This is a genomic window from Tepidiphilus baoligensis (assembly GCF_012911495.1).
Lineage (GTDB): Bacteria > Pseudomonadota > Gammaproteobacteria > Burkholderiales > Rhodocyclaceae > Tepidiphilus > Tepidiphilus olei.
The window spans coordinates 201,508-227,829 of record NZ_JAAAUB010000002.1 but is presented as its reverse complement, the minus strand read 5'-3'; the positions used below and the strand labels follow the sequence as shown (position 1 = coordinate 227,829).

Sequence of the window (26,322 nt, the reverse complement as noted above, 5' to 3'; positions counted from 1 at the left end):
CCTCGTGCTACAAGTCCGGACAGTTTATTTGTTCGCTACAGAGCCACCGCATTCCTCTTGGACGCCTCCCGTCGATCCTTTATAATTTGCAAATTTGTTCCGTCTTCCCATCTCTCGAGGATTCGCGCCATGAGCAAGGATCAAACGTTGGACGACAACCGGCGGCAGCTATTGATCGCCACCTCCGTCGTCGGAGGAGCCGGCGTGGTTGCCGCAGCGGCTCCCTTCGTCGCCAGTCTCACGCCTTCCGATCGCGCCAGGGCGGCCGGCGCGCCGGCCGAAGCCGATGTCAGCAAGCTCGCTCCGGGCGAAATGATGACCGTCGAATGGCGTGGCCAGCCCGTCTGGATCCTGCGCCGTAACGAGGCGATGCTCGCCACGCTCGAAGAAGTCGAACCGCTCCTTGCCGATCCGAATTCCGAGAAATCCATCCAGCCTCCCTACGCCAAGAACCGGCACCGTTCCATCAAACCGGAATATCTCGTCGTCGTCGGGATCTGTACCCACCTCGGCTGCTCCCCTACGCCCAAGTTCGCCAAGGGTGATGCGAGCGGTATCAGCAAGGACTGGCTGGGCGGCTATCTTTGCCCCTGCCACGGCTCGCAGTTCGACCTCGCCGCACGCGTGTTCAAGAGCCAACCGGCGCCGACGAACCTCACCGTGCCGCCGCACCAATACCTGACCGATACCAAGATCCTCATCGGCGAAGACAAAGCTTGACGCGCGAGGAAAGAACATGACTGCCAAGAAAGGACTGTTGCACTGGATCGACGAGCGCTTCCCGCTCACCTCCACGATCCGGGAGCACCTCACCGAATACTACGCACCCAAAAACTTCAACTTCTGGTACTACTTCGGCTCGCTGGCGCTGCTCGTGCTGGTGATCCAGATCGTCACCGGCATCTTCCTCGTGATGCACTACAAGCCGGATGCCTCGCTCAACGCTTCCGGCATCCCCGTGGCCTTCGCCAGCGTCGAGTACATCATGCGCGAGGTGCCCGGCGGCTGGTTCATCCGCTACATGCACTCCACCGGCGCTTCGGCGTTTTTCATCGTCGTCTATCTGCACATGTTCCGCGGGCTGCTCTATGGGTCGTATCGTAAGCCGCGCGAACTCGTGTGGATCTTCGGTGTGCTCATCTTCCTCGCCCTGATGGCCGAAGCCTTCATGGGCTACCTGCTGCCATGGGGGCAGATGTCCTACTGGGGGGCGCAGGTCATCATCAACCTCTTCTCGGCGATCCCCGTCATCGGGCCGGATCTCTCCACCGTGATCCGCGGCGATTTCGTGGTGTCGGATGCCACGCTCAACCGCTTCTTCTCGCTGCACGTCATCGCCGTGCCGCTGGTGCTGCTGCTGCTCGTGGCCGCGCACATCATCGCGCTGCACGAAGTCGGCTCCAACAACCCCGACGGGATCGAGATCAAGAAGAAGAAAGACGCCAACGGCCGCCCGCTCGACGGCATCCCCTTCCATCCGTATTACACGGTCAAGGACATCGTCGGGGTGGCGGGCTTCCTCATCGTCTTCTTCGCGGTGCTCTTCTTCATGCCCGAGGGCGGCGGCTACTTCCTCGAGTACAACAACTTCATCCCGGCCGATCCCATGGTCACGCCGCCGCACATCGCGCCGGTGTGGTACTTCACACCGTTCTACTCCATCCTGCGCGCCGTCACCTACCCGCTCTTCGGCATCGACGCCAAATTCTGGGGTGTGGTCGCCATGGGCGCGGCGGTCATCATCATCGCTTTCCTGCCCTGGCTCGACCGTTCGCCGGTGAAATCCATTCGCTACAAGGGACCGATCTACAAGACCGCGCTCACGATCTTCGTCATCTCCTTCTTCATTCTCGGGTATCTCGGCGTATTGCCGCCCACGCCGGGACGCACGCTGGTGTCGCAGATCTGCTCTGTGCTCTATTTCGCCTTCTTCTTGCTGATGCCCTGGTACAGCAAGATCGATCCCTGCAAACCCGAACCGGAAAGGGTGACCTGGAAATGAAGAACCTCATCGTCCATGCCAAGCGGCTGCTCACGGCCGTCCTTTTCGCCCCCGCGCTCGTTTTTGCCGCAGCCGCAGGGGTGCCACTCGACAAGGCGCCGCTTTCTACGGATTTCGAGCGTCTCAAGCGCGGCGCGACGACCTTCGTCGCGGAGTGCCTCGCCTGCCACTCCGCGAGCTTCATGCGCTACAACAAGCTCACCGAGATCGGCTTCACCGAAGACGAGATCAAGGAAAAGCTCTTGCCGCCGGACAAGAAAGTGGGCGACCTCATGACCATCGCCATGCGGCCGCAGGACGCGAAGAGGTGGTTCGGTGGGGTCGCTCCGCCCGACCTCACGCTGGTGACGCGTCAGCGTAATTCCGAGTTCGGCAGCGGCGCGGACTGGGTCTACACCTACCTGCGCTCTTTCTACCGCGATCCTTCCCGTCCCAACGGCTGGAACAACGTCGTCTTCCCGGGTGCCGGCATGCCGCACGTCTTCTGGGAACTTCAGGGCGAGCAGACGGCCAAAATCACTCAAAACCCCGATGGTACCCAGTCGATCGAGCTCGTGCTCTCCAAGCCCGGAACGATGAGCCCGCAGGAATACGACGAGATGGTGGCCGATCTCGTCTCGTTCATGCAGTGGATGGGCGAGCCGATCGCCGAGAAACGCAAATCCATCGGCATCTGGGTGATGATCTACCTGGCGGTGTTCTTTGCGCTCGCCTATGCGCTCAAGAAAGCGTATTGGAAAGACGTCCATTGAACTCGGCTGCGGCGGGGCGCCGCAGCCCGGCCGGGCAGGATCCGCGCCCCGTCGTCACGCACGCACCCCGGCCGGGGTGCGTTCGTTTTTCTTCGTGAGACGCACACCATGATGAACCTCTATTCGGGATCGGTCGATCCATTCAGCCATCGTTGCCGCATCGTCCTCTATGAAAAGGGGATGGATTTCGAAGTCACCGACGTCGATCTGCTCGACAAACAGGCCGACGTCGCCCGCATCAACCCCTACGGACGGGTCCCGGTGCTCGTCGATCGCGAACTCGTGCTCTTCGAGCCCAACATCATCAACGAGTACATCGACGAGCGCTTTCCCCATCCGCAGCTGATGCCGCCCGATCCGATCCTGCGCGCCCGCGCGCGCCAGCTGCTGCAGACGCTGGAGAACGAGCTCTTCCGCCACATGCGCGTGCTGGAAGATGCGCAAGAAGATGCGCCGCGCGAGCAGGCGCGCCAGACGATCCGCGACCAGCTGGTGCAGCTCGCGCCCATCCTCAACCGGCAGAAGTACCTCTTCGGTGAGGACTACTCGATGATCGACGTGGCGATGGCGCCCTTGCTGTGGCGGCTCGAGCACTACGGCATCACGTTGCCCTCGGCTGCCTCGCCGATCATGAAGTATGCCGAGCGCCTTTTCAGCCGCCAGGGATTCATCGACGCCCTCTCGCCTGCCGAAAAACTCATGAGGAAGTGACGATGCTGCCCCCTTCGGCCAAACTCTACCTCGCCCGCGCCCTCTACGACTGGTGCCTCGACCGCGGGCTCACGCCCTACGTCAGCGCCAAGGTCGAGGGGGCGAGCGTGCCCCGCGGCTACGATCAGGACGGGGTCATCGTGCTCAACCTCGGGCCGGAGGCGACCAACCGTTTCGCCTTCGAGCCCGACGGCATCTCCTTCCAGGCCCGTTTCGGCGGCAAGGTCTTCGACGTCTGGCTGCCGGCGGAAAACGTCCTCGCGATCTACGCGCGCGAGACCGGGCACGGCATCGCGCTGCCCGATGAGATGTTCACCGCGCCCGAACCCGACGGTGAACCGACCCCACCCGAGGGACCGGAAGAAAAACCCGCCGGCAAGCGGGGTGGGGGATTCCTGCGCGTGGTGAAATAGGCTCAGCCCACGAAGGGAAAGGCTTCCAGTCCGGGCGGCGTTTTCCCATCGAGGCGGGCGACGAGCGCCTGCGCCGAACCACAGGCGAGCGTCCAGCCAAGCGAACCGTGGCCGGTGTTCACCCACACGTTGGCCATGGGGCTGCGGCCGATGAGCGGCACGCCGCCCGGCGTCATCGGCCGCAGACCGGCCCAGGCTTCGGCCGCTTCCAGATCCGCCACGCCGGGCAGCATCGATTCCGCCCAGCGTCTCAAGGGCGCGATGCGCTCCGGACGCACCGAATCGTCGTAGCCGGCGATTTCCGCCGTGCCGGCAATTCGCAGGCGGTTCCCTAGCCGCGAGCAGACGATGCGCTTCGATTCGTCGGTGAGCGATACCGTGGGCGCGCGCTCCGGCGCGAGGATGGGCGCCGTGAGCGAATAGCCCTTGACGGGATAGATCGGTGCTTCCATGCCGAGCGGTGCGAGCAGCCGCGGGCTATCCACCCCGGCGCAGACCACGATCGCATCAGCCGTGAGCTCGAACGTCCCGGCCGGCCCCTCGAAGCGCGCCGCCTCGCAGCCGCCCTTGCCCAGACGCCAACCGCTCCAGCGCGTCTCGAAGAGCACTTCGGCCCCGGCCTGGCGTAGCCGCTCCACCATCTCCTCGCAGAAGCGGCGCGCGTCGCCGGATTCGTCTTCCGGCGCGTAGAGGGCGCCGCAGAGTTTCGCGGCCACCGGCGCGAGCGCCGGCTCGATCTCCACCGCCTCGGCGGGCGAGATCGCCCGAACGGTGATTCCCATCTCGCGCAGTTCCGCCTCGTGCCGCCGCCCGGTTTCCCAGTCGCGCGGGGTGAAGAAGAGGTGCAGGATGCCGCGGGTCTGCACGTCGTATTCCAGGCCGAGCGCCTCGCGCCAGCGGCGCAGCACCTGCAGGCTGTGGCGCGCGAGCAGCGCGATCGCCCGCGCGTTGCGCTCGTGGCGCGCCGGCAGGCATTCCCGCAGGAAGGTCGTGAGCCAGCACCACTGCGCGGTATCGAGCGAGGGGCGCCAGCGAAACGGCCCGTCCTCGCGTCCCAGGGATTCCAGGGCGATCAAGGGCGCTTTGGGGCTGGACCAGGGCTGAGGATGGCTCACCGAGATCTGGGCGCCGTTGGCATAGCTCGCGCCACGCCCAGGCGCCTCGCGCGCATCCACCAGCGTCACCTTATGCCCTGCCTCGCACAAGGCCCAGGCCGTGGACACGCCGATGACGCCGGCACCGATCACGAGGGTTTTCATGGGGATCCTGTCTCCATCGGACGAAATGGGAAGTCACCTGCCTTGCATGTAGAACAGTGTAGCGCATAAAAAAACACGCTACGCGTGCAGATGGCTTTCGTGGCAGACTTCGAGGTTCCCCTCGGTCGAGGAATTCGAATGATTCGTTGCACTTTCTCGTACCTTACGTCGCCTTTCATCGCCTGGGCTACGGGCATCTCCACCTCGGGTACGTTCTCTGCGAGAAAACGATGAGCGAAAGGGGGTACGAACGCTGGTCAGAAATCCGGGCGTTGCTCCGTCTCGCCGGGCCGATGGTGCTGTCGCAGGTGGCGTTCGTGCTCATGGGGCTGGTGGATACGGCCATGTCGGGGCACGCGGGGGCGCAGGAGCAGGCGGTGGTGGGGCTGGGGGTGGCGCTGTGGATTCCGATCTTCATCGGCCTGATGAACGTGGTGCAGGCGGTGAGCCCCTTCGTGGCGCGGCATTATGGGGCGGGGGATCATCGCGCCATCGTGCGCGATACCCGCGAGGCGATGTGGCTGGCGCTCTGGACTTCGCTGGTGCCGCTGGCGGCCTTGCCTTTCGTGCCGGCGGTGTTGCGTGCCTTCGGGATCGAGCCGGAACTGGCGGAGAAAACGACCTTTTTCCTGGAAGGAATCGGCTGCGGTCTGCCGGCGGCGCTGATATTCCGGGCGCTCGCCTTCTATTCGGCGAGCGTGGACCGGCCCAAACCGATCATGACGATAGCGTTTCTCGGGCTCGGGATCAACGCGTTTTTCAACTGGGTGCTGATCTACGGCCGATTGGGGGCGCCGGCTCTGGGGGGCGCGGGATGCGGCTGGGCCACGGCGATCGGGATGTGGTGCAGCCTCGTGGTGATGGGGCTGTGGACGGCGTTCGCGCCGGCCTATGCGCCGTTTCGTCTCTGGCGCGGCGGCTGGAGCTGGCCGAGCCTGGAGGGGCAGAAACGCCTGTTGCGCCTGGGTTTGCCCATGGGCGGGGCGGGGCTCGCGGAGGTGGCGGCCTTCACGGGCATCGCGGTGCTGATCGGGCGCTTCGGGCCGGTGCAGATCGCGGCGCATCAGGTGGCGCTCAACGTGGCTTCGCTCCTTTTCATGTTGCCGGCGGGTATCGGCGCGGCGTTGGCGATCCGGGTGGGGCAGAGCCTGGGCGCGGGCGATCCGGCGCGGGCAAGGTGGCTCGCCTGGATGGGAGTGGCGGTAGGGCTGGCGATCGGGGTGCTGATGATGGGGCCGGTGCTGGCGGGGCGGCATGCGATCACGGCGCTCTACAGTTCGGATCCGGCGGTGCGGGATCTCGCGGCTTCGCTCCTGGTGCTGGCGGCATTATGGCAGGTGTTCGACGCGACCCAGGCGTGCATGATGGGCGCTTTGCGCGGCTATCATGTGACCCTGCTGCCCATGCTCCTCATGCTCGGGGCGTTCTGGCTGGTGGGTATCCCTCTGGGGGCTTGGTTCGGCTATGACGGGGGGCCGTTCGGCCGCCCGTTGGGGGTGTTCGGTTTCTGGATCGGGCTGTTGGTGGGCCTTGCCTTGGTGTCGTGTGGGCTGGCGTTGACGCTGCGCACGGTGGCCGAGGCGGCGTTGTCGCGGTGCAGGACGAAGGAGGCGTGATGACGTTCTCGCTCGATTTTCCCTCGCTGGTGTCCCAATACGGTTATCTGGCGGTGTTCGTCGGCTGCTTTCTCGAAGGGGAGACGATCCTGCTCCTGGCGAGCTACGCCGCGCGGCGCGGATATCTCGATCCCTGGCTCGTCTGGGCCGTGGCGGCCTTTGCCGGTACGCTGGGGGATTTGTTCTTCTTCTGGCTGGGTCGGCGGCACGGGCGCTGGGTGCTGGAGACTTTGCCTCGTTTGCGCGGCAAGATTACCTGGGCCCTCGTGCTCATCGAGAACCATCCGGTAAAACTCATCCTGCTGATGCGTTTTCTCTACGGGTTGCGCATCGCCTTGCCGATTGCCATGGGGATGAGCCGCATTCCGGTGCAGCTCTATGTGCCACTCAATTTCCTGTCGGCGCTCTTGTGGGCGGCGGTGATCGTGCTCGCCGGCTACCTCTTCGGCGCCGCGGTCGAGGTCTGGCTCGACGAGCTCGGCCGTTACGAGTATTGGATCATGGGGGCGCTGGCCGTGCTGGTGCTGGTGGTGCACGGGGTGATGCGCCGGGGCGGGCTGCGTCGTCGGAGGGCAGGAAGTGGGCGGTGAGGGCGTTACTCCCGAAGCGTGGATCGATTTTGCCGCACCGAGAGCGGAGGACGTGCCGCTGCGGGGGCGTTTCGCGGGACTGCGCAGCGTGCTGCAGACCGAGCGTTTCGCGGAGGTCCCGATCGTGCTCGAGCGGGTCGAGGCTGCGGCGAGGGCCGGGCTGTGGGCCGTGGGATACCTGAGCTATGAGGCGGCCGCCGCGTTCGATGCTGCCTTGGAGATCCATGCTCCGGAGCCGGGAGCGCCTCTAGTCTGGTTCGCACTCTTCGAACGGCTCGCTCCCTGGCCAGAGTCCATCACAGCGGGAGAATATGCCCCTTTGGCTTGGCGCGAGACATTGGATGATGCGGCCTTCACGGCGGCGGTGGCGCGCATCCATCGAGCGATCGCCGAGGGGGAGTTCTACCAGCTCAATTTCACGGCGCCCGTCGAGAGCTCCTTTTCGGGGGACGCGCTGGCGTTCTTTCTTGCCTTGCGCCGGGCGCAGCCGGGAGGGTATGCGCTCTTTCTCGATACGGGTGAGGGGCGTCGGGTGGCGAGCGTCTCGCCGGAGCTCTTCTTCCACCGCGCGGGCGAGCGCATCCTGTGCCGTCCGATGAAAGGGACCGCGCCGCGGGGAAATTCTCCCGAAGAGGATGCACGCCAGGCGCTGCGTTTGCGCACGGAGGAGAAAGAGCGGGCGGAAAACGTGATGATCGTCGATCTCATTCGCAACGATCTCTCGCGCTTGTCCCAACCGGGAGGAGTGCGCGTGCCGAGGCTCTTCCATACGCAGGCTTGGCCGACGGTGTGGCAGATGAGCTCCGACGTCGAGGCGGAGCTGCGCGAAGCGGTGAGCTTGGGTGAAATCTTCGAGGCGCTTTTTCCTTGCGGGTCGGTGACCGGGGCGCCCAAGGTGCGGGCGATGCACTGGATTCGTCGCCTGGAACGCGGACCGCGGGGCGTATATTGCGGCGCGATGGGGGTGGTTCGTCCCGGAGGGGATGCCACGTTCAACGTACCCATCCGGACCGTCGAGATCGCCCAAGGGCGGGCCCGATGCGGCATCGGCAGCGCCATCACCGCCGATGCGCGGGCACGGAGCGAGGCGTGTGAGTGGCGAGTGAAGCGGGCTTTCCTGGAACGGGCGGCGCGTCCTTTTCAGCTACTCGAGACGATGCGCGTGGAAAGCGGTGAGGTGGCCCATTGGCCGTTGCATCGGGCACGCCTGTTGTGTGCGGCGCGGCATTTCGGCTATCCCTGCGACGAAGCCGCGCTCGACGCGGAGGTGCGCTCGGCCGTGGCCTCTTGGCCCGAGCCGGCGGGGCGGCTGCGCTTGTTGCTCGATGCCGAGGGGAAGGTGTCGGTCGATGTCGATGCTGTGCCCGGAACGCCGGATCGCCCACAAGTGGTGTTCGCCCGCTCGCCGATCGATGGCACGAGCGAGTTCGTGCGCTACAAGACCACGCGGCGCGAGGCCTACGAGGCGCTCGCCCGTGCCGGGGTATTCGACACCTTGCTGTGGAACGAGGCCGGTGAGCTCACCGAATTCACGCGCGGCAACGTCGCGGTGCGATTCGGTGAGACGTGGTATACCCCGCCGCTGTGCTGTGGTTTGCTCGATGGCGTGATGCGCCGCATACTCTTGACGCAAGGGCGGCTCGTCGAACGACGGATTCGCCGTGAGGAGCTCGGCTCAGCCGAAGAGCTTGCTTTTCTCAATGCCTTGCGCGGTTGGGTGTCGGTGGTCTTGATGCGGGAGGAGGAAAACGATGCGCCAGGGTGTGGGGAATGAAAGTCAGGCCCTACAAGGGGCGGAGCGCCTGAAACTTGCCGTGAGCGCCTGCGTGCTGGGGCAGCCGGTGCGCTACAACGGCGGGCACAAGCGCTCGGCCTTGTGCGTCGAGCTGCTGGGTCAGGCGTTCGACTTCGTGCCCTTGTGTCCGGAAGTGGGGATCGGGCTGGGCACGCCGCGCCCGCCCATCCGCCTCGTCGGTTCGCCCGACTCCCCCCGGGCCGTGGGCGATGCCTCGCTCGACGTCACCGAACGTCTGCAAGAATGGGCCGAGCGCACGGCGGCGACGCTCGAAGGGGTGAGCGGGGTCATTCTCATGCAGCGCTCGCCTTCCTGTGGGCTCTTCCGGGTGAAGGTCTATCGGCAGGACGATCGACCGCCGCAGTTCGGCAGCGGCCTCTTTGCGGCCACGCTGGCGCGCCGGCTGCCGGAGCTGCCCATCGAAGAGGAAGGGCGATTGCACGATCCGGTACTGCTAGAGAATTTCGTCGTTCGGGTGCGCGCCTACGGCGAGTGGCGACGCCTGCTCGCCGCGGGACTCACGCGCGGGGCGATCGTCGCGTTCCATTCACGCTACAAGTATCTGCTGCTCGCGCACGACCCCGCGGGTTACCGTACCCTGGGGCGTATGGTGGCCGGACTCGGCGAGGAGACGCCCGGGGCGTTCGCGTCGCACTATTTTCCGGCGTTCATGGCCGCCCTGAGGCGGCGCGCCACGCGCGGCACGCACGCCAACGTGCTGCAGCATCTGGCCGGCTACCTGCGTCGGGTGCTGCCGGCCGAGGAGCGGCAGGAATTGCAGGAGCTCATCACGCAGTATCGAGAGGGCGTGGTGCCGCTCGTCGCGCCGCTCGTGCTGCTGCGCCACCACCTGCGCCGCCACCCCGATCCCTATCTGGCGCAGCAGGTCTATCTCGAACCGCATCCGCCCCGGCTCGGGTTGCGCAACGCGCTGTGAGGGCCGCCGCTGTTATCATGCAACCATTGCCAGCACGCCGGAGGTCCTGCCATGCCCACCCTGTTTCCCCCGGAAGAAGTCTTGCGTTCCGGTTGCGACCGCTGCCGCGAGGAAGTAGCATTCGCCTTCACTTTCGCCTTTCAGCCGATCGTGGACGTGGTGCGACGCGAAGTGTTCGGCTACGAGGCGCTGGTGCGCGGACCCCAAGGCGAACCGGCGATGACCGTGCTCGGCCGGGTCGACGATACCAACCGCTACGCCTTCGATCAGGCCTGCCGCGTGCGCGCGATCACCTTGGCGAGCCGCCTGGGGCTGGATCGATATCTGAGCATCAATTTCCTGCCCAATGCGGTCTATGAGCCTTCCCTGTGCATCCGCAGCACTCTGGAGGCGGCAAGGGAATGCGGGTTTCCCGCCGAGAAAATCCTCTTCGAGGTGACGGAGGGGGAGCGCATCGACGAGGTCGATCATCTCACGAACATCTTTGCCTACTACCGTTCGCGCGGATTTCTCACCGCGCTCGACGATTTCGGCGCGGGGCATTCGGGGCTGAACATGCTGGCGCGCTTCGTGCCCGATCTCATCAAGATCGACATGGCCCTGGTGCGCGATGTGCATCGTGATCGCGTCAAGCAGGCGATCCTCGAGGGATTGTTGCTCACCTGCCGGGAGCTGGGCGTGAAGGTGCTCGCCGAAGGCGTGGAGCAGGCCGAGGAGGCGCAGTGGTTCGCCGCGCGCGGGGTGCACCTGATGCAAGGGTATTTCTTCGCCAAGCCGGGGTTCGAGTGTTTGCCGCCGGTGCGCTGGCAGACGCAAACCGGCGGCACGGCCTCTTCCGCTTCTTAGCGCAAGGCGATGCGGCGGTAAAAAAGGAGGCACACCGCGACGAGCACTGCCAGCCCCATCCATTGCGCCACCGGCTCGAACCCTTCGCCCACGAGCGCGAGCGGCGCTTCCTTGCCGGTACCGGCGATGAGCGCGGCGAGCACGATGCCCATGAGGCTTTCGCCGACGATGAAACCCGAGGCGAGCAGGACGCCGCGACGCCGGGGCTCTTCGCGCTCGGCGGCCGGGCGGCGGGCCAGGGCCCGTGCGACGGCATGGCCCAGCAACGCCCCGACCACCAGGGTCATGCCGATGGTCGGCGGCAGGTAGATGCCCAGCCCCACGGCGAGCACTGGCAACGAACCCGAGCCGCTACGGCGCAGGAGCCGGTCGACGAGGATGAGCACGGCACCGAGCGCCACGCCGCCCAGGATCATCTTCCACTCCAGTGTGGCGTGAAAGATCCCCATGGCGATCGCCGTCATCAGGGTGGCTTGCGGAGCGGAGAGCGCTTGGGCTGGGTCCATGTTGGGGCGAGGCAGGGCACCGGCAAACCCATAGGCTTGGTAAAGGAGTTCGAGCACTGGGGGGATCACCAAGGCACCCACCACGCAGCCGATCATCAGCGCCACCTGTTGACGCCAGGGGGTAGCGCCGACGAGGTATCCGGTCTTGAGATCTTGCAGGTTGTCGTTGGAGATGGCCGCGATCGCCACCACCACCGACGTGGTGAAGAGTGCCAGGGCCACGGCGAGCTTGCCCTCGTTGGTGCCAGTGAGCTGCGGCACGGCGCCGCCAAAAGCGAGCAGCATGAGTGAGACGAGAATCACGGCGAGGATGCCGATACCGGAAATGGGGCTACTCGAAGAGCCGACGAGTCCTGCCATGTATCCTGCCGCCGCGGCGATGAGAAAGCCGAAGAGCGCTGCGAAGAGCACGCAGGCGAGCACCAGGACGGCATAGGCGAAGAGGCCGAGGCCAGAGTCGGCCGCCGCGAGAAAGCGGTGGAAGGCGAGCAGCAGCACGAGGAGAGATGCCAGTCCCACGGCGAGGATCGCCCGGGGCGAGAGATCCCGTTCCGTACGAGGGGCAGCCTCATTGCCCAGATGGACTGCCTCGAGCGCGGTGCGGATTCCGTCCCACATCGGCTTGGCGAGCGTGGCGAGCGTCCATAGGGCCGCTACGCCGATGGTACCGGCACCGAAGAATCGTACCTGCTGGTGCCACAGGCTCATGGCCTGCGCCGCCAGCGTCTGGTCTGCTGCGGGCGTGGCCTGCATCGTCAGCCAGGGTACAATCACGCCCCAGGCGACCACGAGCCCCAGCAGGATCGCCAAGCCTGCCGCCAGCCCGATGAGGTAGCCGGCGCCGACGAGCGCGAGCGAGAAACCCACCGACAGGCGCACCGTGGCCGCTCCGAGCGGGATCCAGGCGGTAAAGCTTTCGGCCAGAAAACGGAAACCGCTGGAACAAAGGGTGACCACCGCGGCGAGCATGCCGCCGAAGGCGATCTCGCGCGCCTGCGCTTGTCCTTGGGCGATTGCCTTCTTGTTGTCTTTTTCCCGCGCGAGTTCGCCCACGCGTAGGATTTCGGCTGCAGCCACCCCTTCAGGATAGGGCAGGGGGCTGTTGACTACCATTACTCGCCGCAAGGGAATGGTGTAGACCACGCCCAAGAGTCCGCCCACGCCACACACCACTGCCGTCAGCCAGAAGGGGAATCCCTGCCAATGACCGATCATCAGCAGGCCGGGCAGGATGAAGATGATGGCCGATAGCGTTCCCGCGGCCGAGGCTTGCGTCTGAACCATGTTGTTTTCGAGGACGTTCGCGCCGCGGCAATGGCGCAACACCGCCATGGAAATCACCGCCGCGGGAATCGAGGAGGCAAACGTCAGCCCCACTTTGAGCCCGAGATAAATGTTGGCTGCGGTGAAGATCACGGTGAGCACGGCTCCGAGCAACATGCCGCGCAGCGTCAGCTCCGGCAAGTCGGTGTCGTCGGGGATGCGTTCGATCATCGGCTTCCTCCAAGGCGGTGAGGCGAAGAATATAGCTGAAATTTTTTCGTGTGCGATTCGTCTTCATCGTCGGCGATCGTGCCAAAGTACCCTCCTTGGCGCGATAATTCTCTTTTCCGCCAACCGCTGGAGTCTTTCCCATGCGCCGTGTCAGCCTCTCGCAATTCCTCATCGAAGAACAACGCGCCGGACGGCTCGATGCCGACCTGCGACTCCTCGTGGAGGTCGTCGCCCGTGCCGTGAAGGCCATCGCCGTGACCATCTCCAAAGGGAAGCTGTGGGACGTGCATGGCGAGACCGGCGTGGAGAACGTCCAGGGCGAAGTCCAGAAGAAACTCGACGTCATCGCCAACGAACTGCTGCTGCAGGCCAACGAATGGGGCGGGCACCTCGCTGCCATGGCGTCCGAAGAGGTCGAGGAAATCTGCCAAATCCCCTTCGAGTATCCGCGCGGCGGCTACCTGCTTTTGTTCGATCCGCTCGATGGGTCCTCCAACATCGACGTCAATATCTCCGTGGGCACCATCTTCTCGGTGCTACGCAATCCCGATCGGGAGGCGATTCCGACCGAGGCTTCCTTCCTGCAGCCGGGCACCGCCCAGGCTGCCTCCGGCTATGCCATCTATGGCCCGGCCACCCAGCTCGTCCTCACCACCGGCAACGGGGTGCATGGCTTCACGCTCGATCGGGAGTTCGGCTACTTCGTCTATACCCATCCGTTCATGACGATTCCTTACCAGACGAGCGAATTCGCCATCAATGCCTCCAACATGCGTTTCTGGGAACCGCCGGTGCGTCGTTATATCGAGGAGCTCATCGCCGGCAAGGACGGACCTCGGGGGCGCGACTTCAACATGCGCTGGGTGGCTTCCATGGTATCCGACGTGCACCGTACTTTGTCCCGTGGCGGGATTTTCCTCTATCCCTTGGATGCGAAGAACCGGGCGCAAGGCGGCAAGCTGCGCCTGCTCTACGAGGCCAACCCCATGGCTTTCTTGGTCGAACAAGCGGGCGGGGCGGCCATCGACGGGCGGCGGCGCATCCTCGAGATCGTGCCGCAGCGGCTGCATCAGCGCGTGCCGGTGATCTTGGGCTCGACGGAAGAGGTCGAGCGCGTGCGTGCCTATCACGAGGCCGAAGACGCCTCCTGACCCCCCATTCTGTTCGCGACGCCTCGTGCGCTGCCTTCAGGGGCACGAGGCGTATCGACCCTTCTTGGTACGACGACCCTCTTGAAATTCGGAGCGAAGATCCTTATTATTAGCACTCGACAACGGTGAGTGCTAACAACGGGCCGCCGTTGGGTGTGTTCAAACCCTGTATCCGAACCAGAGGAGTCGACACCATGAAAATCCGTCCTTTGCATGATCGCGTAATCGTCAAGCGTCTGGAGTCCGAGCGCAAGACCGCCAGCGGCATCGTGATTCCGGACACTGCGGGCGAGAAACCCGATCAGGGCGAAGTGATCGCCGTGGGCAACGGGAAGATCCTCGAAGACGGCAGCGTGCGCCCCATGTCGGTGAAACCGGGCGACAAGGTACTCTTCGGCAAGTATGCCGGTCAAACCGTGAAAGTCGAGGGCGAAGAGCTGCTCGTGCTGCGCGAAGAAGACATCCTCGGCGTGATCGAAGACTGATCGCGCTGCGACTCCAACCCTTTTCGGAAACTTTTCAGGAGGCATGATCCATGGCTGCCAAGGAAGTCAAATTCGGTGACGTAGCCCGCGAGCGGATGGTGGCGGGTCTCAACATTCTCGCCAATGCGGTCAAAGTGACGCTCGGCCCCAAAGGTCGCAACGTCGTGCTCGAGCGCAGCTTCGGCGCTCCGACCGTGACCAAGGATGGCGTGTCGGTCGCCAAGGAAATCGAACTCAAGGACAAGTTCGAGAACATGGGCGCGCAGATGGTCAAGGAAGTCGCTTCCAAGACCTCGGACGTGGCCGGTGACGGTACCACCACCGCGACCGTGCTCGCCCAGGCCATCGTGCGCGAGGGCATGAAGTACGTCGCCGCCGGCATGAACCCGATGGATCTCAAGCGCGGCATCGACAAGGCCGTCGTTGCGATCGTCGACGAGCTCAAGAAGATCTCCAAGCCCTGCACCACCAGCAAGGAGATCGCCCAGGTCGGTGCCATTTCCGCCAACTCCGACCAGTCGATCGGCGACATCATCGCTCAAGCGATGGAGAAAGTCGGCAAGGAAGGCGTGATCACGGTCGAAGACGGCAAGTCGCTCGAAAACGAACTCGAAGTGGTCGAAGGGATGCAGTTCGACCGCGGCTACCTCTCGCCGTACTTCATCAACAACGCCGAGAAGCAGATCGCCGTTCTCGACAACCCCTACATCCTGTTGCACGACAAGAAGATCAGCTCCATTCGTGAGCTGCTTCCGGTGCTCGAGCAGGTCGCCAAGGCCGGCCGGCCGCTGCTCATCATCGCCGAAGACGTGGAAGGCGAGGCGCTCGCCACGCTCGTGGTCAACAACCTGCGCGGCATCCTGAAGACCTGCGCCGTCAAGGCCCCGGGCTTCGGCGATCGGCGCAAGGCCATGCTGCAAGACATCGCCATCCTTACCGGCGGTACGGTCATTTCCGAAGAACTCGGCCTGCAGCTCGAGAAAGCCACGCTCAACGACCTCGGTCAAGCCAAGCGCGTCGAGGTGGGCAAAGAGTATACCACCATCATCGACGGGGCGGGCGATCCGGCCAAGATCCAGGCGCGCATCAAGGAGATTCGCGTCCAGATCGAAGAGGCCACGAGCGACTACGACCGCGAGAAACTGCAAGAGCGCGTGGCGAAACTCGCCGGCGGCGTGGCGGTGATCAAGGTCGGTGCGGCCACCGAAGTCGAGATGAAAGAGAAGAAGGCCCGCGTCGAGGATGCGCTGCACGCTACCCGCGCCGCGGTCGAGGAAGGCATCGTCCCTGGCGGTGGCGTGGCTCTGCTGCGTGCCCGCGAGGCCGTGCTCGCCAAGGGGCTCAAGGGCGCCAACCACGATCAGGATGCCGGCATCAAGATCGTGATGCGTGCCGTCGAGCAGCCGCTGCGTGAAATCGTGGCCAACGCCGGTGAAGAAGCCAGCGTGGTCCTGGCCAAGGTGCTCGAAGGCAAGGGCAACTTCGGCTACAACGCCGCCACCGGCGAATACGGCGACATGATCGACATGGGTGTGCTCGACCCGACCAAGGTCACGCGCACCGCGCTGCAAAACGCTGCTTCCGTCGCCAGCCTGATGCTCACCACCGAAGCCATGGTGGCCGAGGTGCCGGAAGACAAACCCGCCGCCAACCCCATGGCGGGCATGGGCGGTATGGACATGTGATTTCTCGCGCTGCTCCTTTCCGGGAGCAGGGATCGAGATCCGGGAGCCCCGCGCGAGCGGGGCTCTTTTTTTGCCCCTTCGCGCTACACTTGAAGCCTTATCAAGGAGGAGCGAGGGAATGGAGCCAAGTTCTGAGCAACGGGTTTCGTCTCGGGGTCGATCCCATCTGCAGGCGGTCTGCCTGCTCCTCGGCCTGTGGGCTATGGCCTCGCCGACTTGGGCCGCCGAAGTGATCGTGGCCGTGGCGGCCAACTTCAGCGCCCCGATGAAAGAGATCGCCGCCTCTTTCGAGCGCGAGACGGGGCATCAGGTGAGCCTGAGTTTCGGTTCGACCGGCGGTTTCTACACCCAGATCGTCCATGGTGCTCCATTCCAGGTCTTTCTGGCCGCGGACGACGAAACACCGGCCGCGCTCGAACGCGACGGCCATGCCGTGCCGGGTACGCGTTTCACCTATGCGGTGGGGAAACTGGTGCTGTGGAGCCCCGGCCCTCTGGTGGATGCCCAAGGCAAGATCCTGGAGACGGGCAAATTCGCGCATTTGGCCGTGGCCAATCCCAAGCTCGCTCCTTATGGCAAAGCGGCGATGCAAGTCCTGCAGAAACGAGGACTTGCCGCGCGCCTCGAACCAAAGATCGTCAGGGGCCAATCGATCACCCAGACGTACCAACTCGTCGTGAGCGGGGCGGCCGAGCTCGGGTTCGTCGCGTTGTCGCAAGTCCATGAAGACGGAAAAGTGAAGGGATCGGCGTGGTTGGTGCCGCAAGAAGATTATGATCCGATCCGGCAAGACGCCGTCTTGCTTGTGCGGGGCAAAGACGAGCCGGCAGCGCTTGAACTGCTTGCCTATCTGCAGCGCGAACCGGCGCGGGCGATCATCCGGCGCTACGGCTATTCCTTCGAGTGAGCTCGTGCGATGAGCGCAGGCGCTTGGGCGGCCTTGGCCCTGTCGCTGCGTCTGGCCGCGGTGACGACGTTGGTGTTGTTCTTGATAGGAACGCCGCTCGCGTGGTGGCTCGCACGCACGCGCTCCCGCTTCAAGGAGGTCATTGCCGCGGTCGTGGCCTTGCCGCTCGTCCTGCCACCCACCGTGATCGGTTTCTATCTCCTGCTCCTCATGGGACCCCATGGACCGGTGGGTTGGCTCACCCAGCAACTCGGTTGGGGGCTGCTGCCGTTTTCCTTTTCCGGCCTCGTGGTGGGTTCGGTGATCTTTTCCTTGCCCTTTCTCGTTCAACCTCTGCAGAATGCCTTCGAAGCGTTGGGCGATCGCCCCTTGGAGGTAGCCGCCACCTTGCGCGCCGGGCCGTGGGATCGCTTTTTCACCGTGGCCGTGCCGCTCGCCCGTCCGGGTTTTCTCACTGCCGGCGTGCTCAGTTTCGCCCATACGATGGGGGAATTCGGCGTCGTCCTGATGATCGGGGGCAATATCCCGGGCAGAACGACCGTCGCTTCGGTTCAGCTCTATGAGTTCGTCGAAGCGATGGAATATGGCGAGGCGCATCGGCTCGCTCTCGTGCTCGTCCTCTTCTCTTTTGCCGTCTTGCTGCTGCTCAACTTCTTCGGGAAGAGAAAGCGATGATGCACGCCGGTATCGAGGCCGAGTTGCATGCCGACTTCGCCGATTTTTCGCTCAGGGTGTCTTTGTCCTTGCCCGGACGGGGTGTGAGCGCCCTCTTTGGCCCTTCGGGTTCGGGCAAGACGAGCTGCCTGCGCGCCTTGGCCGGTTTGATGCGCCCGCGAGGGTTCGTACGCTTTGCCGACGAAGTCTGGCAAGACGATGCCAAGAAAGTTTTCGTGCCGACGCATCGGCGGGCGATCGGCGTGGTCTTCCAAGAGGCGAGCCTTTTCGCCCATCTGTCGGTGCGCGGCAATGTCGAATATGGTCTGCGGCGCGTCCCGCCGGCGCAGCGGCGCATCGCCTTGGAGCAGGCGATCGAGCTGCTGGGGATCGCCCCGCTGCTCGATCGCCGTCCCCAGACTTTGTCCGGCGGTGAGCGCCAACGGGTGGCCATCGCCCGAGCCTTGGCCGTTTCGCCGCGCCTCTTGCTGATGGACGAGCCGCTCTCGGCCCTGGACATCGGGCGCAAGGAGGAGATCATCCCCTACCTGGAACGTCTGCCGCACGAGCTCGACCTTCCCATCGTCTACGTCAGCCACGCGCCCGACGAGGTCGCGCGCCTGGCCGATCACTTAGTGGTTTTGCGCGCAGGCAAGGTACTGGCCAGCGGCCCCTTGTCCGAGGTGCTCGTGCGCCTGGATACGCCGATTCGCTTGGGCGAGGAGGCCGGTGTGGTCTTACAGGGGGAGGTTGCCGAGCACGACGAGACGTGGGTCTTGATGTGCGTTTCCTTTCCCGGGGGAAGGCTGTGGGTACGCCGTGAAAATCTACCCCTGGGTGCCCCTTTGCGCTTGCGGGTGCTCGCGCGCGACGTGAGCCTTGCGCGCTCGCCGCATCAGGATGCCAGCGTACTCAACGTGTTGCCGGCCAGAGTGGAGGCAATCGGCGAGGATGAACACCCGGCCGACGCCTTGGTGCGGCTCACGGTGGGAGAATCCGCTCTGCTCGCGCGCATCACGCGTCGTTCCTTGGCCCGGCTCGATCTGCATCCCGGGCAAACCGTGTGGGCGCAGATCAAGGCGGTGGCGGTGCTGCGCTGAAACATCGGGGGGAGACGAGGGAGATGATACGACCTCTGCGGGCTGGTCGTTCCGGCAGGGGAACACGGCAATCCTTCGATGATCTACAATGCTTCTATGAGCCAGATGAAAGAAGGGGGTGCGTCATGGATGCCGTCAGTGTCGCCAGCATGATGACCGCCATGCAGCAAGCGCAGCTGCAGGATCAGGTCGGCACCGCCGTGCTGAGAAAAGCACTCGACGTGCAGGAGAGCACGGCGCAGGCGCTGCTCTCGGCGCTGCCGCAAATTCAACAAGCGCCGATATCGGCTTCGAATCCGCCGCACTTGGGCAATTCGGTCAATATTTTCGCCTGAATCGCGCCTCCCCTCCCTATACGCCGCGCTGACGTTCGGCAAGGATCCGCGCCGCCGTTTCGGCGAAGGTTCCTCGTTCGATCGCCGTGCGCAGCTCTGCCATGAGCGTCAGGTAGAAGTGCAGGTTGTGCGTGGTGTTGAGGATGCTCGCGAGGATTTCGCCGGTGCGGTAGAGGTGATGCAGGTAGGCCCGGCTGAAATGGCGGCAGGTATAGCAGCTGCAGGTCTCGTCGAGTGGGGCGGTGTCCTCGCGATAGCGCGCGTTGCGGATCTTGACGTCGCCATGGCGGGTGAAGAGAAGTCCGTTACGCGCGTTCCTCGTGGGCATGACGCAGTCGAACATATCTACACCTACTCCGACGCCGTGGATGAGGTCTTCCGGTGTACCCACGCCCATCAAATAGCGCGGACGCGTCTGCGGCAGCTTGGGCGCGACGTATTCGAGCACGCGCCGCATTTCGTCCTTGGGTTCGCCCACCGATAATCCGCCAATGGCATAACCGTCGAAGCCGATCTCCATGAGCCCGGCGAGCGACTCGTCGCGTAGCGTCTCGTACATGCCGCCCTGCACGATGCCGAAAAGCGCGTTGCGATTCTCCAGCCGGTCGAATTCGGCTCGCGAGCGCTTGGCCCAGCGCAGCGACAGGCGCATCGACTCGGCCGCCTGGTCTGCCGTGGCGGGGTAGGGCGTGCATTCGTCGAAGATCATCACCACGTCCGAATCGAGCACGGTCTGGATCTGCATGGAGACTTCCGGGGTGAGGAAACAACGGGCTCCGTCGATGGGGGAGGCGAAACGCACGCCTTCCTCGCTGATTTTGCGCAGCGCTCCGAGAGAAAAAACCTGAAACCCACCCGAATCGGTGAGGATCGGCCGTGCCCAGCCCATGAATCGGTGCAGACCGCCGTGGCGGCGGATCACCTCGAGCCCCGGGCGCAGCCACAGGTGAAAGGTGTTGCCGAGCACGATCTGTGCGCCGACGTCTTCGAGCGCCGCCGGGGTCATCGCCTTGACGGTGCCATACGTGCCCACTGGCATGAAGATGGGTGTCTCCACCGTGCCGTGTGCCAGCTGGAGCCGTCCGCGCCGGGCGGCTCCGTCGGTGGCGAGCAGGGTAAAGGCGGGAGTGTCGCTCATGGGGATTCCTCGATGACAGGAATTCAACGCGCGAAGCGGCGCGGGATGAACATCGCGTCGCCATAGCTGAAGAAGCGGTAGCGTTTTGCGATCGCGTGGGCGTATGCGCGGCGGACGCGCTCGAGCCCGGCGAGCGCAGACACCAGCATGAGCAGCGTCGAACGGGGCAGGTGGAAGTTGGTCACCAGCGCATCGACCACGCGAAACTCGTAACCGGGCGTGATGAAGAGCCCGGTCTCGCCGCTGCCGGGGCGAAGTTCTCCGTCTTGGGCGGCGCCTTCGAGGGCACGCAGACTGGTGGTCCCCACGGCGATCACCCGCCGCCCGAGTGCCCGCGCCCGGGCGATGCGCGCCACCGTCTCCTCCGGGATCCAGTAGCGCTCGCGGTGCATGCGGTGTTCGTCGAGGCGCTCGACGCGTACCGGCTGAAACGTCCCTGCACCGACGTGCAGCGTTACCCAGGCGGTGTCCACGCCATGCTCGGCGAGCCGGTGCAAGAGCGCTTCGTCGAAGTGCAGTCCGGCGGTGGGCGCGGCCACCGAGCCGGGCGTACGGGCATAGACCGTCTGGTAGCGCGCCTCGTCCTCCGGTTCGGCCGGGCGGGCGATGTAGGGCGGCAGCGGCAGCCGGCCGTGCCGCTCGACGAGGCGGGGCAGATCGCCTTCTCCGACGAGCCGGAGGTGGTAGAACTCGCCGTCGCGGCCCACGACTTCGACCTCGAAGGACTCTTCCAGCCGCAGGCGCATGCCGGGGCGCGGCGGCTTGCTCGCGCGCACCTGGGCGAGCGCCTCCTGTGTGCCGACGAGCCGCTCGACGAGCACCTCCACCGCACCGCCGCTTTCCTTGCGTCCGAAGAGGCGCGCGTGGATCACCCGGCTGTCGTTGAAGACGAGGAGGTCGCCTTTTTCGAGGAATTCGGGCAGATCGCGAAAGAGCCGGTCGTGCAGCGCTTCGTCGTCGAGCACGAGCAGGCGGCTGGCGCTGCGCTCGGGCAGCGGCGCCTGGGCGATCAGTTCGGGCGGCAGGGAAAAATCGAAGTCGTGCACCGTCAGCGACGGGGCTTTGCGCAGCTCGGGTTCTTGCATATAATCTTTCTTCCGCGCCGGGATGGCGGAACAGGTAGACGCAGCGGACTCAAAATCCGCCGGTGGTAACACCGTGAGGGTTCGACTCCCTCTCCCGGCATTCTATCATCAGACGCATTCTTTCCCTTGGATGGGCCGATGCCCGGCAGCTCGAAATGGACGGCTGCAGGGCGGCTTGTCGCCTCGATACCTCGACCGAAGACCCTTTGCCCGGATTCTACTCGGAGTGGTTTTCGCGGTGCACGACCCTTCCCTGGTTTCTCCCTCCCCTTCCTCGGCATTTTTCTCCGCGAACCATTGCTCCAAAAATTTTTTGTGCTATTATTCAAACAAACGTACGAAACAATTGGTGCATCCCATGCGTTCTCCAGAGTTCCCTCCCTCCCTTGGTGGTCGCGCTCGCCCTCGGGCGAGCGCCTTTTTTTGCCAGGAAGGGATGAACGAGTCGGCTATCATGGTCGTTCGATTCGTGTCCTCAGGAGAAAACCATGTCGGATGTCCTGCCAGATCGTCAACCGGAATTGCGGGTGATGCCCATGCCTTCGGATCTCAACCCTGCGGGCGACGTGTTCGGTGGCTGGGTGATGGCGATGGTCGACATCGCAGGCTCCTTGCCGGCGCGCCGTCGCAGCCGCGGGCGCGTGGCCACGGTGGCGGTCAACAGTTTCGTGTTCAAACAGCCCATCGCCGTGGGTGATGTGGTGAGCCTGTATGCGGAGGTCGTCTCGGTGGGGCGTACGTCGATCACGGTGGACGTCGAAGTCTTTGCCGAGCGTCATCCCGAGCGTCCGCTCGTGGTGAAGGTCACCGAAGCCCGGCTCACCTACGTGGCGCTCGATGCGCAGGGCAACAAACGCCCCATAGAGGGGAGCTGAACGGTCCGGCTTGCCGAGGAGGCTTCGTCGGAACGTGGCAGGTAAAAAAGAAAGAGCGGGCGTATGCCCGTCGGTTCGTGACGAAGAGGAGGAGACGAGCAATGAAGAAGAAACTTTTGGCCGTGGTAATTCCGTCGTTGTTCGCCGCCAGTTCCACGGCGCTGGCCAGCGGTTTTCAGCTCATCGAACAGAGCGCGAGCGGCATCGGCAATGCTTATGCTGGTTCGGCTGCCGTGGCCGACGATGCCGGAACAATTTTTTATAACCCGGCGGGAATGACACGTCTGAAAGCCCGCGAGGTCTCACTCGGCGTGGCGGCGATCAAACCCAGTTTCAAGTTCGATGACAGAGGGAGTCTTGCGGCGCCAGGCGCACCCTTGACCGGCAGCAACGGCGGGGATGCCGGCGGTTGGGCAGCGGTACCCAACGGCTATTATTCGCAGAAGATCAACGATCGCTTGTGGCTCGGCCTGGGGATGGGCGTGCCCTTCGGTCTCGTGACGGAGTACGACGACGACTGGATCGGCCGATTCCATTCGACCAAGTTCGAGATCAAGACGATCAACGTCAATCCTTCCCTGGCATTCAAGGTGAATGAGGCGGTCTCGCTGGGATTCGGGGTGAGCGTACAGCGTTTCGAGGCGACATACGATCGCTACGCAGGCGTGGCGGCGCCGGGGCCTCTGAAATCCTTCGGTGTAAGCGATGCGGCGATGCAGCGAACCAAGTTACGCCTCGAAGCGGACGATGTCTCCTGGGGGTGGAACGTGGGCATACTCTTTACCCCCACCGAAAGGACCAAGCTGGGGTTCTCCTATCGATCCAAGGTGAAGCACGATCTCGATGGCGACATCGAGGCCAGAGGCCCGGCTGCGCCGGTGCTGAGCAACCCACGGGTTCGCTTGGCCGGCGTCGACGCCGAGGTGTCGGTGGATCTGCCAGATACCTTCATCGCCAGTGCGGCGCAGGGAGTTGGTGAGCGGTGGGAGATCCTCGCCGACGTGTCGTGGACTGGCTGGAGCAGTCTGAACGTGCTGCCAATCTACCGTTCGAGCGGGGTTCAGTCCGGTTCGGTGGCCGATACTTTGGCTACTCGTTTTCAGGATACATGGCGCGTGGCTTTGGGAGCACGCTATCGTTACGATGAGCACTGGTTACTGAAGTTTGGGGTGGCCTACGACGAGTCGGCGGTGCGCGATGCCGAGCGTCGGCTCACGGCGCTGCCGGACAACGACCGCATCTGGGTATCGCTGGGGGCTCGCTGGATGCCGGATCGTGACAACCGGGTGGATTTGGGGCTGGCGTATCTATTCATCAACGATACGCGCATCGACAGGAACGCGATCGACGAAGGAAAGGGCTGGGTGAGAGGCAAATACGAAGGCGACGTGTGGCTAGCCGGAGTGCAGTATTCTCGCGCTTCCTGAGTATGTCGATCGGGCGCCGTGAGCGGACCTCGATTGGACCTCGCTGTGCGACCGCTCGTCCATTCGGTCCGACGCGCAGGCTCTTGGGGTTGGTACGACGGCGACGCGCGAGGGTTTTTCGAGGTGCCGTTTTTTCGGCGCCATCATGGTATTCGTTCGAAGCAAGGAGAATCGTGTGGAACGTATGAGGATCCGCAAGGTGGCCGTGCTCGGCGCCGGGGTGATGGGGGCGCAGATCGCCGCGCATTGCGCCAATGCCGACCTGCCGGTGGTGTTGTTCGATCTACCCTCGGGCGAGGGGGATCGCAATGCGACGGTGCTCAGGGCGCTCGAGGGGCTGAAGCGCCTCGATCCGGCGCCGCTGGCCGAGTCGCAGCGGCTCGGCTGGATTCAACCGGCCAATTACGACGACGATCTGGAGGCGCTGCGCGAGTGCGATCTGGTGATCGAGGCGATCGCCGAGCGCCTGGACTGGAAACAGTCCCTTTATGAACGCGTGGCGCCTTTTCTCGCGGAAGGGGTCACGCTGGCCTCGAACACGTCGGGCCTGTCGATCACTGCGCTCGCGCAGGCGCTGCCCGAGGCGGTGCGCCGCAATTTCTGCGGCATCCATTTCTTCAATCCACCGCGCTACTTGCCGCTCGTGGAGCTGGTGCCGCATGCGGGTAGCGACGCAGCACGGCTCGATGCGCTGGAGGGTTGGTTGACGACGCGCTTGGGGAAATCGGTGATCCGGGCCAAGGATACGCCCAACTTCATCGCCAACCGCGTCGGCGTGTTTTCCATCCTCGCGGTGATGCATCACACGCAGCGGCTGGGCCTGGGGTTCGACGAAGTCGACGCGCTCACGGGGCCGCGCATCGGCCGTCCCAAAAGCGCGACGTACCGCACGGCCGACGTGGTGGGTCTGGACACGCTGGCACACGTCATCGGGACGATGCAGACGACCCTGCCCGACGATCCCTGGCATGAGATCTTTCGCGTGCCGCCGTGGCTTGAGGTTTTGATCCGGCAGGGTGCCTTGGGGCAGAAGAGCGGCGCCGGGGTCTATCGCAAGGAGAAAGGGAACATCCTGGTGCTCGATCTATCCGCCGGGACTTACCGTCCGGCCCAGGGAGAAGTGGCGCCGGAAGTGGAGGAGATCCTCGCCCTGCGCGATGTGCGCGAGCGCTTTGCCCGGCTACGCGCGAGCGGGCATCCTCAGGCCCAGTTTCTGTGGGCGCTGTTTCGCGACGTGTTCCACTACTGCGCTTTCCATCTGGCGACGATCGCCGACAGCGCCCGCGACGTCGATCTGGCGATGCGCTGGGGGTTCGGCTGGGCCATGGGGCCTTTCGAGACCTGGCAGGCGGCGGGTTGGCGCGACATCGCCCGGTCGATCGAGGAAGATCGTGCCGCCGGCCTCACGCTCGCCAACGTGCCGCTGCCAGCCTGGGTGGAGGGGCTCGAAGGCACGCACTCGGCCAAGGGTTCGTGGAGCGCGGCGCGCAGCACGTGGGTGGGACGCTCTTCGCTCGCGGTATATCGGCGTCAGCTCTATCCCGACAGGGTCTTGGGGGAAAGATTCGACGATCCGGGCGAGACCTTGTGGGAGAACGAGGGGGTGCGCCTGTGGCGTCGCCCCGATCAGGACCAGGGCGTGGGGATCGTCTCGGTGCGCACCCGCCATCACACGCTGGGCGCAGCGGTGATCGAGGGCATCCTGGAGGCAGTGGCGCGGGCCGAGCGTGAGCTCGATGCGCTGGTGCTGTGGCACGAGGCTCCGTTTGCGCTGGGCGCCGACCTGAAGCAGGTGCTCGAGGCGGCACAGGCTGGCCGGTTCGATCAACTGGAGACCATGGTCGAACGATTCCAGCAGGCATCCATGCGGCTCAAGCACGCCGAGATTCCCGTGGTGGCGGCGATCGAGGGCATGGCCTTGGGCGGGGGCTGCGAGTTCGCTCTGCATGCGGCGCATCGGGTGTTCGCGCTCGAATCCTACGTCGGTCTGGTGGAGGTGGGCGTGGGGCTCATTCCGGCCGGGGGCGGATGCAAGGAACTGGCGATCCAGGCGCATCGCATGGCCCGGCGTACCGCTGGCGGTGACGTCTTCGCGTTCATTCAGCCGATGTTCGAGCAGGTGGCCAAGGCCAAGGTCTCGCGCAGTGCGCTCGAGGCGCAGGCGATCGGCTATGGCCGGGTCGGGGACGACGTGGTGATGCACCCGAAGGAATTGCTCTATGTGGCGATCCGTCGTGCCCGCTCTCTGGCCGAGGCGGGCTACCGTCCGCCGCTGCCCGAGCGTGAGGTCGTGGTGGCGGGGCGAAACGGCATTGCCACCTGCGAGATGATGCTGGTCAATATGCGCGAAGGGGGATTCATTTCCGAGCACGACTACCGTGTCGGCAAGGGGGTGGCCACTGCGTTGTGCGGAGGGGAAGTGGAGAGCGGAGCCCGGGTGCCGGTGGAATGGCTGCTGGCGGTGGAGCGGCGCGAATTCATGGCGCTGCTGCGCACGCCCCAGACGTTGGAACGCATCGCACATACGCTCGCAACGGGCAAACCGCTGCGCAACTGAGG

The 26,322-nt window shown here is 64.6% G+C and carries 24 protein-coding genes and 1 tRNA gene; 21 read left to right on the top strand and 4 right to left on the bottom strand.

Annotation, left to right across the window (positions count from 1 at the left end; all coding sequences use genetic code 11):
- Positions 1–129: 129 nt before the first annotated feature.
- The 5 genes from petA (at position 130) to GV368_RS02885 (ending at position 3,878) form a co-directional block, all read left to right on the top strand.
- Complete coding sequence (petA, locus tag GV368_RS02905; RefSeq protein WP_169115297.1) at positions 130–720, top strand: ubiquinol-cytochrome c reductase iron-sulfur subunit; 591 nt, start codon at positions 130–132, stop codon at positions 718–720.
- 16 nt (positions 721–736) lie between these two features.
- The gene (locus GV368_RS02900; protein WP_142804544.1) at positions 737–2,002 is read left to right on the top strand and encodes a cytochrome b; all 1,266 of its coding nucleotides are present in this window, start codon (positions 737–739) and stop codon (positions 2,000–2,002) included.
- Positions 1,999–2,754, top strand: coding sequence for a cytochrome c1 (locus GV368_RS02895; protein WP_142804545.1), 756 nt, complete (start codon positions 1,999–2,001; stop codon positions 2,752–2,754). The genes GV368_RS02900 and GV368_RS02895 overlap by 4 nt, the downstream gene beginning before the upstream one ends.
- A gap of 108 nt (positions 2,755–2,862) precedes the next feature.
- Complete coding sequence (locus GV368_RS02890) at positions 2,863–3,465, top strand: glutathione S-transferase N-terminal domain-containing protein (RefSeq protein WP_169115295.1); 603 nt, start codon at positions 2,863–2,865, stop codon at positions 3,463–3,465.
- Positions 3,466–3,467: 2 nt separating this feature from the next.
- Complete coding sequence (locus GV368_RS02885) at positions 3,468–3,878, top strand: stringent starvation protein B (protein ID WP_142811670.1); 411 nt, start codon at positions 3,468–3,470, stop codon at positions 3,876–3,878.
- Positions 3,879–3,880: 2 nt separating this feature from the next.
- Here GV368_RS02885 and GV368_RS02880 read toward each other — a convergent pair whose 3' ends face one another.
- A complete protein-coding gene (locus GV368_RS02880; protein WP_169115293.1) occupies positions 3,881–5,137 on the bottom strand; it encodes a D-amino acid dehydrogenase in 1,257 nt (418 codons plus the stop codon).
- A 230-nt stretch (positions 5,138–5,367) separates the two neighbouring features.
- Between GV368_RS02880 and GV368_RS02875 the strand changes: the two genes are divergently transcribed.
- The 5 genes from GV368_RS02875 to GV368_RS02855 are packed head-to-tail and all read left to right on the top strand — an operon-like array spanning position 5,368 to position 10,921.
- Complete coding sequence (locus tag GV368_RS02875; protein ID WP_169115291.1) at positions 5,368–6,753, top strand: MATE family efflux transporter; 1,386 nt, start codon at positions 5,368–5,370, stop codon at positions 6,751–6,753.
- Entirely contained in the window at positions 6,753–7,343 is a 591-nt protein-coding gene (locus GV368_RS02870) for a DedA family protein (protein ID WP_169115289.1), read from the top strand. Before GV368_RS02875 ends, GV368_RS02870 begins: the two co-directional genes overlap by 1 nt.
- Positions 7,333–9,117, top strand: coding sequence for an aminodeoxychorismate synthase component I (pabB, locus tag GV368_RS02865; protein WP_178086728.1), 1,785 nt, complete (start codon positions 7,333–7,335; stop codon positions 9,115–9,117). Before GV368_RS02870 ends, pabB begins: the two co-directional genes overlap by 11 nt.
- Positions 9,095–10,075 (top strand): YbgA family protein, encoded by a 981-nt coding sequence (locus tag GV368_RS02860; RefSeq protein ID WP_169115287.1) that lies wholly within the window; start codon positions 9,095–9,097, stop codon positions 10,073–10,075. The genes pabB and GV368_RS02860 overlap by 23 nt, the downstream gene beginning before the upstream one ends.
- 51 nt (positions 10,076–10,126) lie before the next feature.
- The gene (locus tag GV368_RS02855; protein WP_169115285.1) at positions 10,127–10,921 is read left to right on the top strand and encodes an EAL domain-containing protein; all 795 of its coding nucleotides are present in this window, start codon (positions 10,127–10,129) and stop codon (positions 10,919–10,921) included.
- On the opposite strand, the gene GV368_RS02850 is transcribed toward GV368_RS02855, so the two are convergent.
- Positions 10,918–12,921 carry an OPT family oligopeptide transporter gene (locus GV368_RS02850; RefSeq protein WP_169115283.1) on the bottom strand — a complete coding sequence of 668 codons (2,004 nt, stop codon included), beginning with the start codon at positions 12,919–12,921 and terminating at the stop codon, positions 10,918–10,920. The two genes, GV368_RS02855 and GV368_RS02850, sit on opposite strands and share 4 nt — an antisense overlap.
- 140 nt (positions 12,922–13,061) lie before the next feature.
- Between GV368_RS02850 and GV368_RS02845 the strand changes: the two genes are divergently transcribed.
- The 7 genes from GV368_RS02845 (at position 13,062) to GV368_RS02815 (ending at position 19,238) form a co-directional block, all read left to right on the top strand.
- Complete coding sequence (locus GV368_RS02845) at positions 13,062–14,072, top strand: class 1 fructose-bisphosphatase (protein ID WP_169115281.1); 1,011 nt, start codon at positions 13,062–13,064, stop codon at positions 14,070–14,072.
- Positions 14,073–14,266: 194 nt separating this feature from the next.
- The gene (gene groES, locus GV368_RS02840; RefSeq protein ID WP_142804555.1) at positions 14,267–14,557 is read left to right on the top strand and encodes a co-chaperone GroES; all 291 of its coding nucleotides are present in this window, start codon (positions 14,267–14,269) and stop codon (positions 14,555–14,557) included.
- A gap of 50 nt (positions 14,558–14,607) precedes the next feature.
- Positions 14,608–16,242 carry a chaperonin GroEL gene (gene groL / locus GV368_RS02835; protein WP_142811656.1) on the top strand — a complete coding sequence of 545 codons (1,635 nt, stop codon included), beginning with the start codon at positions 14,608–14,610 and terminating at the stop codon, positions 16,240–16,242.
- A 118-nt stretch (positions 16,243–16,360) separates the two neighbouring features.
- The gene (modA, locus tag GV368_RS02830) at positions 16,361–17,149 is read left to right on the top strand and encodes a molybdate ABC transporter substrate-binding protein (protein WP_142804557.1); all 789 of its coding nucleotides are present in this window, start codon (positions 16,361–16,363) and stop codon (positions 17,147–17,149) included.
- A gap of 9 nt (positions 17,150–17,158) precedes the next feature.
- A complete protein-coding gene (gene modB / locus GV368_RS02825) occupies positions 17,159–17,824 on the top strand; it encodes a molybdate ABC transporter permease subunit (RefSeq protein WP_142811571.1) in 666 nt (221 codons plus the stop codon).
- The gene (modC, locus tag GV368_RS02820; RefSeq protein WP_169115347.1) at positions 17,824–18,903 is read left to right on the top strand and encodes a molybdenum ABC transporter ATP-binding protein; all 1,080 of its coding nucleotides are present in this window, start codon (positions 17,824–17,826) and stop codon (positions 18,901–18,903) included. The genes modB and modC overlap by 1 nt, the downstream gene beginning before the upstream one ends.
- A gap of 125 nt (positions 18,904–19,028) precedes the next feature.
- On the top strand, positions 19,029–19,238 hold the full coding sequence (locus GV368_RS02815) for a YjfB family protein (RefSeq protein ID WP_142804559.1): 210 nt from the start codon (positions 19,029–19,031) through the stop codon (positions 19,236–19,238).
- Between the two features lie 16 nt (positions 19,239–19,254).
- Here GV368_RS02815 and tgt read toward each other — a convergent pair whose 3' ends face one another.
- On the bottom strand, positions 19,255–20,376 hold the full coding sequence (tgt, locus tag GV368_RS02810) for a tRNA guanosine(34) transglycosylase Tgt (protein ID WP_169115279.1): 1,122 nt from the start codon (positions 20,374–20,376) through the stop codon (positions 19,255–19,257).
- 23 nt (positions 20,377–20,399) lie between these two features.
- The gene (gene queA / locus GV368_RS02805) at positions 20,400–21,461 is read right to left on the bottom strand and encodes a tRNA preQ1(34) S-adenosylmethionine ribosyltransferase-isomerase QueA (RefSeq protein ID WP_142804561.1); all 1,062 of its coding nucleotides are present in this window, start codon (positions 21,459–21,461) and stop codon (positions 20,400–20,402) included.
- Positions 21,462–21,477: 16 nt separating this feature from the next.
- On the opposite strand from queA, the gene GV368_RS02800 reads away from it, so the two are divergent.
- The 4 genes from GV368_RS02800 to GV368_RS02785 all read left to right on the top strand — a co-directional run bounded on the left by GV368_RS02800 (position 21,478) and on the right by GV368_RS02785 (position 26,320).
- Positions 21,478–21,561 (top strand) — tRNA-Leu (locus GV368_RS02800).
- Between the two features lie 388 nt (positions 21,562–21,949).
- On the top strand, positions 21,950–22,336 hold the full coding sequence (locus tag GV368_RS02795) for an acyl-CoA thioesterase (RefSeq protein WP_169115277.1): 387 nt from the start codon (positions 21,950–21,952) through the stop codon (positions 22,334–22,336).
- Between the two features lie 101 nt (positions 22,337–22,437).
- Entirely contained in the window at positions 22,438–23,763 is a 1,326-nt protein-coding gene (locus GV368_RS02790; RefSeq protein WP_169115275.1) for an OmpP1/FadL family transporter, read from the top strand.
- Between the two features lie 175 nt (positions 23,764–23,938).
- The gene (locus tag GV368_RS02785) at positions 23,939–26,320 is read left to right on the top strand and encodes a 3-hydroxyacyl-CoA dehydrogenase/enoyl-CoA hydratase family protein (RefSeq protein WP_169115273.1); all 2,382 of its coding nucleotides are present in this window, start codon (positions 23,939–23,941) and stop codon (positions 26,318–26,320) included.
- The last annotated feature ends 2 nt before the right edge of the window (positions 26,321–26,322 follow it).

Coding starts and splice junctions, on each gene's coding strand:
- petA (WP_169115297.1), top strand. CDS start 130: ATGAGCAAGGATCAAACGTTGGACGACAACCGGCGGCAGCTATTGATC.
- queA (WP_142804561.1), bottom strand. CDS start 21,461: ATGCAAGAACCCGAGCTGCGCAAAGCCCCGTCGCTGACGGTGCACGAC.
- GV368_RS02900 (WP_142804544.1), top strand. CDS start 737: ATGACTGCCAAGAAAGGACTGTTGCACTGGATCGACGAGCGCTTCCCG.
- GV368_RS02850 (WP_169115283.1), bottom strand. CDS start 12,921: ATGATCGAACGCATCCCCGACGACACCGACTTGCCGGAGCTGACGCTG.
- GV368_RS02845 (WP_169115281.1), top strand. CDS start 13,062: ATGCGCCGTGTCAGCCTCTCGCAATTCCTCATCGAAGAACAACGCGCC.
- GV368_RS02790 (WP_169115275.1), top strand. CDS start 22,438: ATGAAGAAGAAACTTTTGGCCGTGGTAATTCCGTCGTTGTTCGCCGCC.
- GV368_RS02860 (WP_169115287.1), top strand. CDS start 9,095: ATGCGCCAGGGTGTGGGGAATGAAAGTCAGGCCCTACAAGGGGCGGAG.
- GV368_RS02875 (WP_169115291.1), top strand. CDS start 5,368: ATGAGCGAAAGGGGGTACGAACGCTGGTCAGAAATCCGGGCGTTGCTC.
- GV368_RS02795 (WP_169115277.1), top strand. CDS start 21,950: ATGTCGGATGTCCTGCCAGATCGTCAACCGGAATTGCGGGTGATGCCC.
- GV368_RS02880 (WP_169115293.1), bottom strand. CDS start 5,137: ATGAAAACCCTCGTGATCGGTGCCGGCGTCATCGGCGTGTCCACGGCC.
- modB (WP_142811571.1), top strand. CDS start 17,159: ATGAGCGCAGGCGCTTGGGCGGCCTTGGCCCTGTCGCTGCGTCTGGCC.
- GV368_RS02895 (WP_142804545.1), top strand. CDS start 1,999: ATGAAGAACCTCATCGTCCATGCCAAGCGGCTGCTCACGGCCGTCCTT.
- modA (WP_142804557.1), top strand. CDS start 16,361: ATGGAGCCAAGTTCTGAGCAACGGGTTTCGTCTCGGGGTCGATCCCAT.
- GV368_RS02890 (WP_169115295.1), top strand. CDS start 2,863: ATGATGAACCTCTATTCGGGATCGGTCGATCCATTCAGCCATCGTTGC.
- GV368_RS02885 (WP_142811670.1), top strand. CDS start 3,468: ATGCTGCCCCCTTCGGCCAAACTCTACCTCGCCCGCGCCCTCTACGAC.
- groES (WP_142804555.1), top strand. CDS start 14,267: ATGAAAATCCGTCCTTTGCATGATCGCGTAATCGTCAAGCGTCTGGAG.
- GV368_RS02855 (WP_169115285.1), top strand. CDS start 10,127: ATGCCCACCCTGTTTCCCCCGGAAGAAGTCTTGCGTTCCGGTTGCGAC.
- modC (WP_169115347.1), top strand. CDS start 17,824: ATGCACGCCGGTATCGAGGCCGAGTTGCATGCCGACTTCGCCGATTTT.
- GV368_RS02870 (WP_169115289.1), top strand. CDS start 6,753: ATGACGTTCTCGCTCGATTTTCCCTCGCTGGTGTCCCAATACGGTTAT.
- GV368_RS02815 (WP_142804559.1), top strand. CDS start 19,029: ATGGATGCCGTCAGTGTCGCCAGCATGATGACCGCCATGCAGCAAGCG.
- tgt (WP_169115279.1), bottom strand. CDS start 20,376: ATGAGCGACACTCCCGCCTTTACCCTGCTCGCCACCGACGGAGCCGCC.
- groL (WP_142811656.1), top strand. CDS start 14,608: ATGGCTGCCAAGGAAGTCAAATTCGGTGACGTAGCCCGCGAGCGGATG.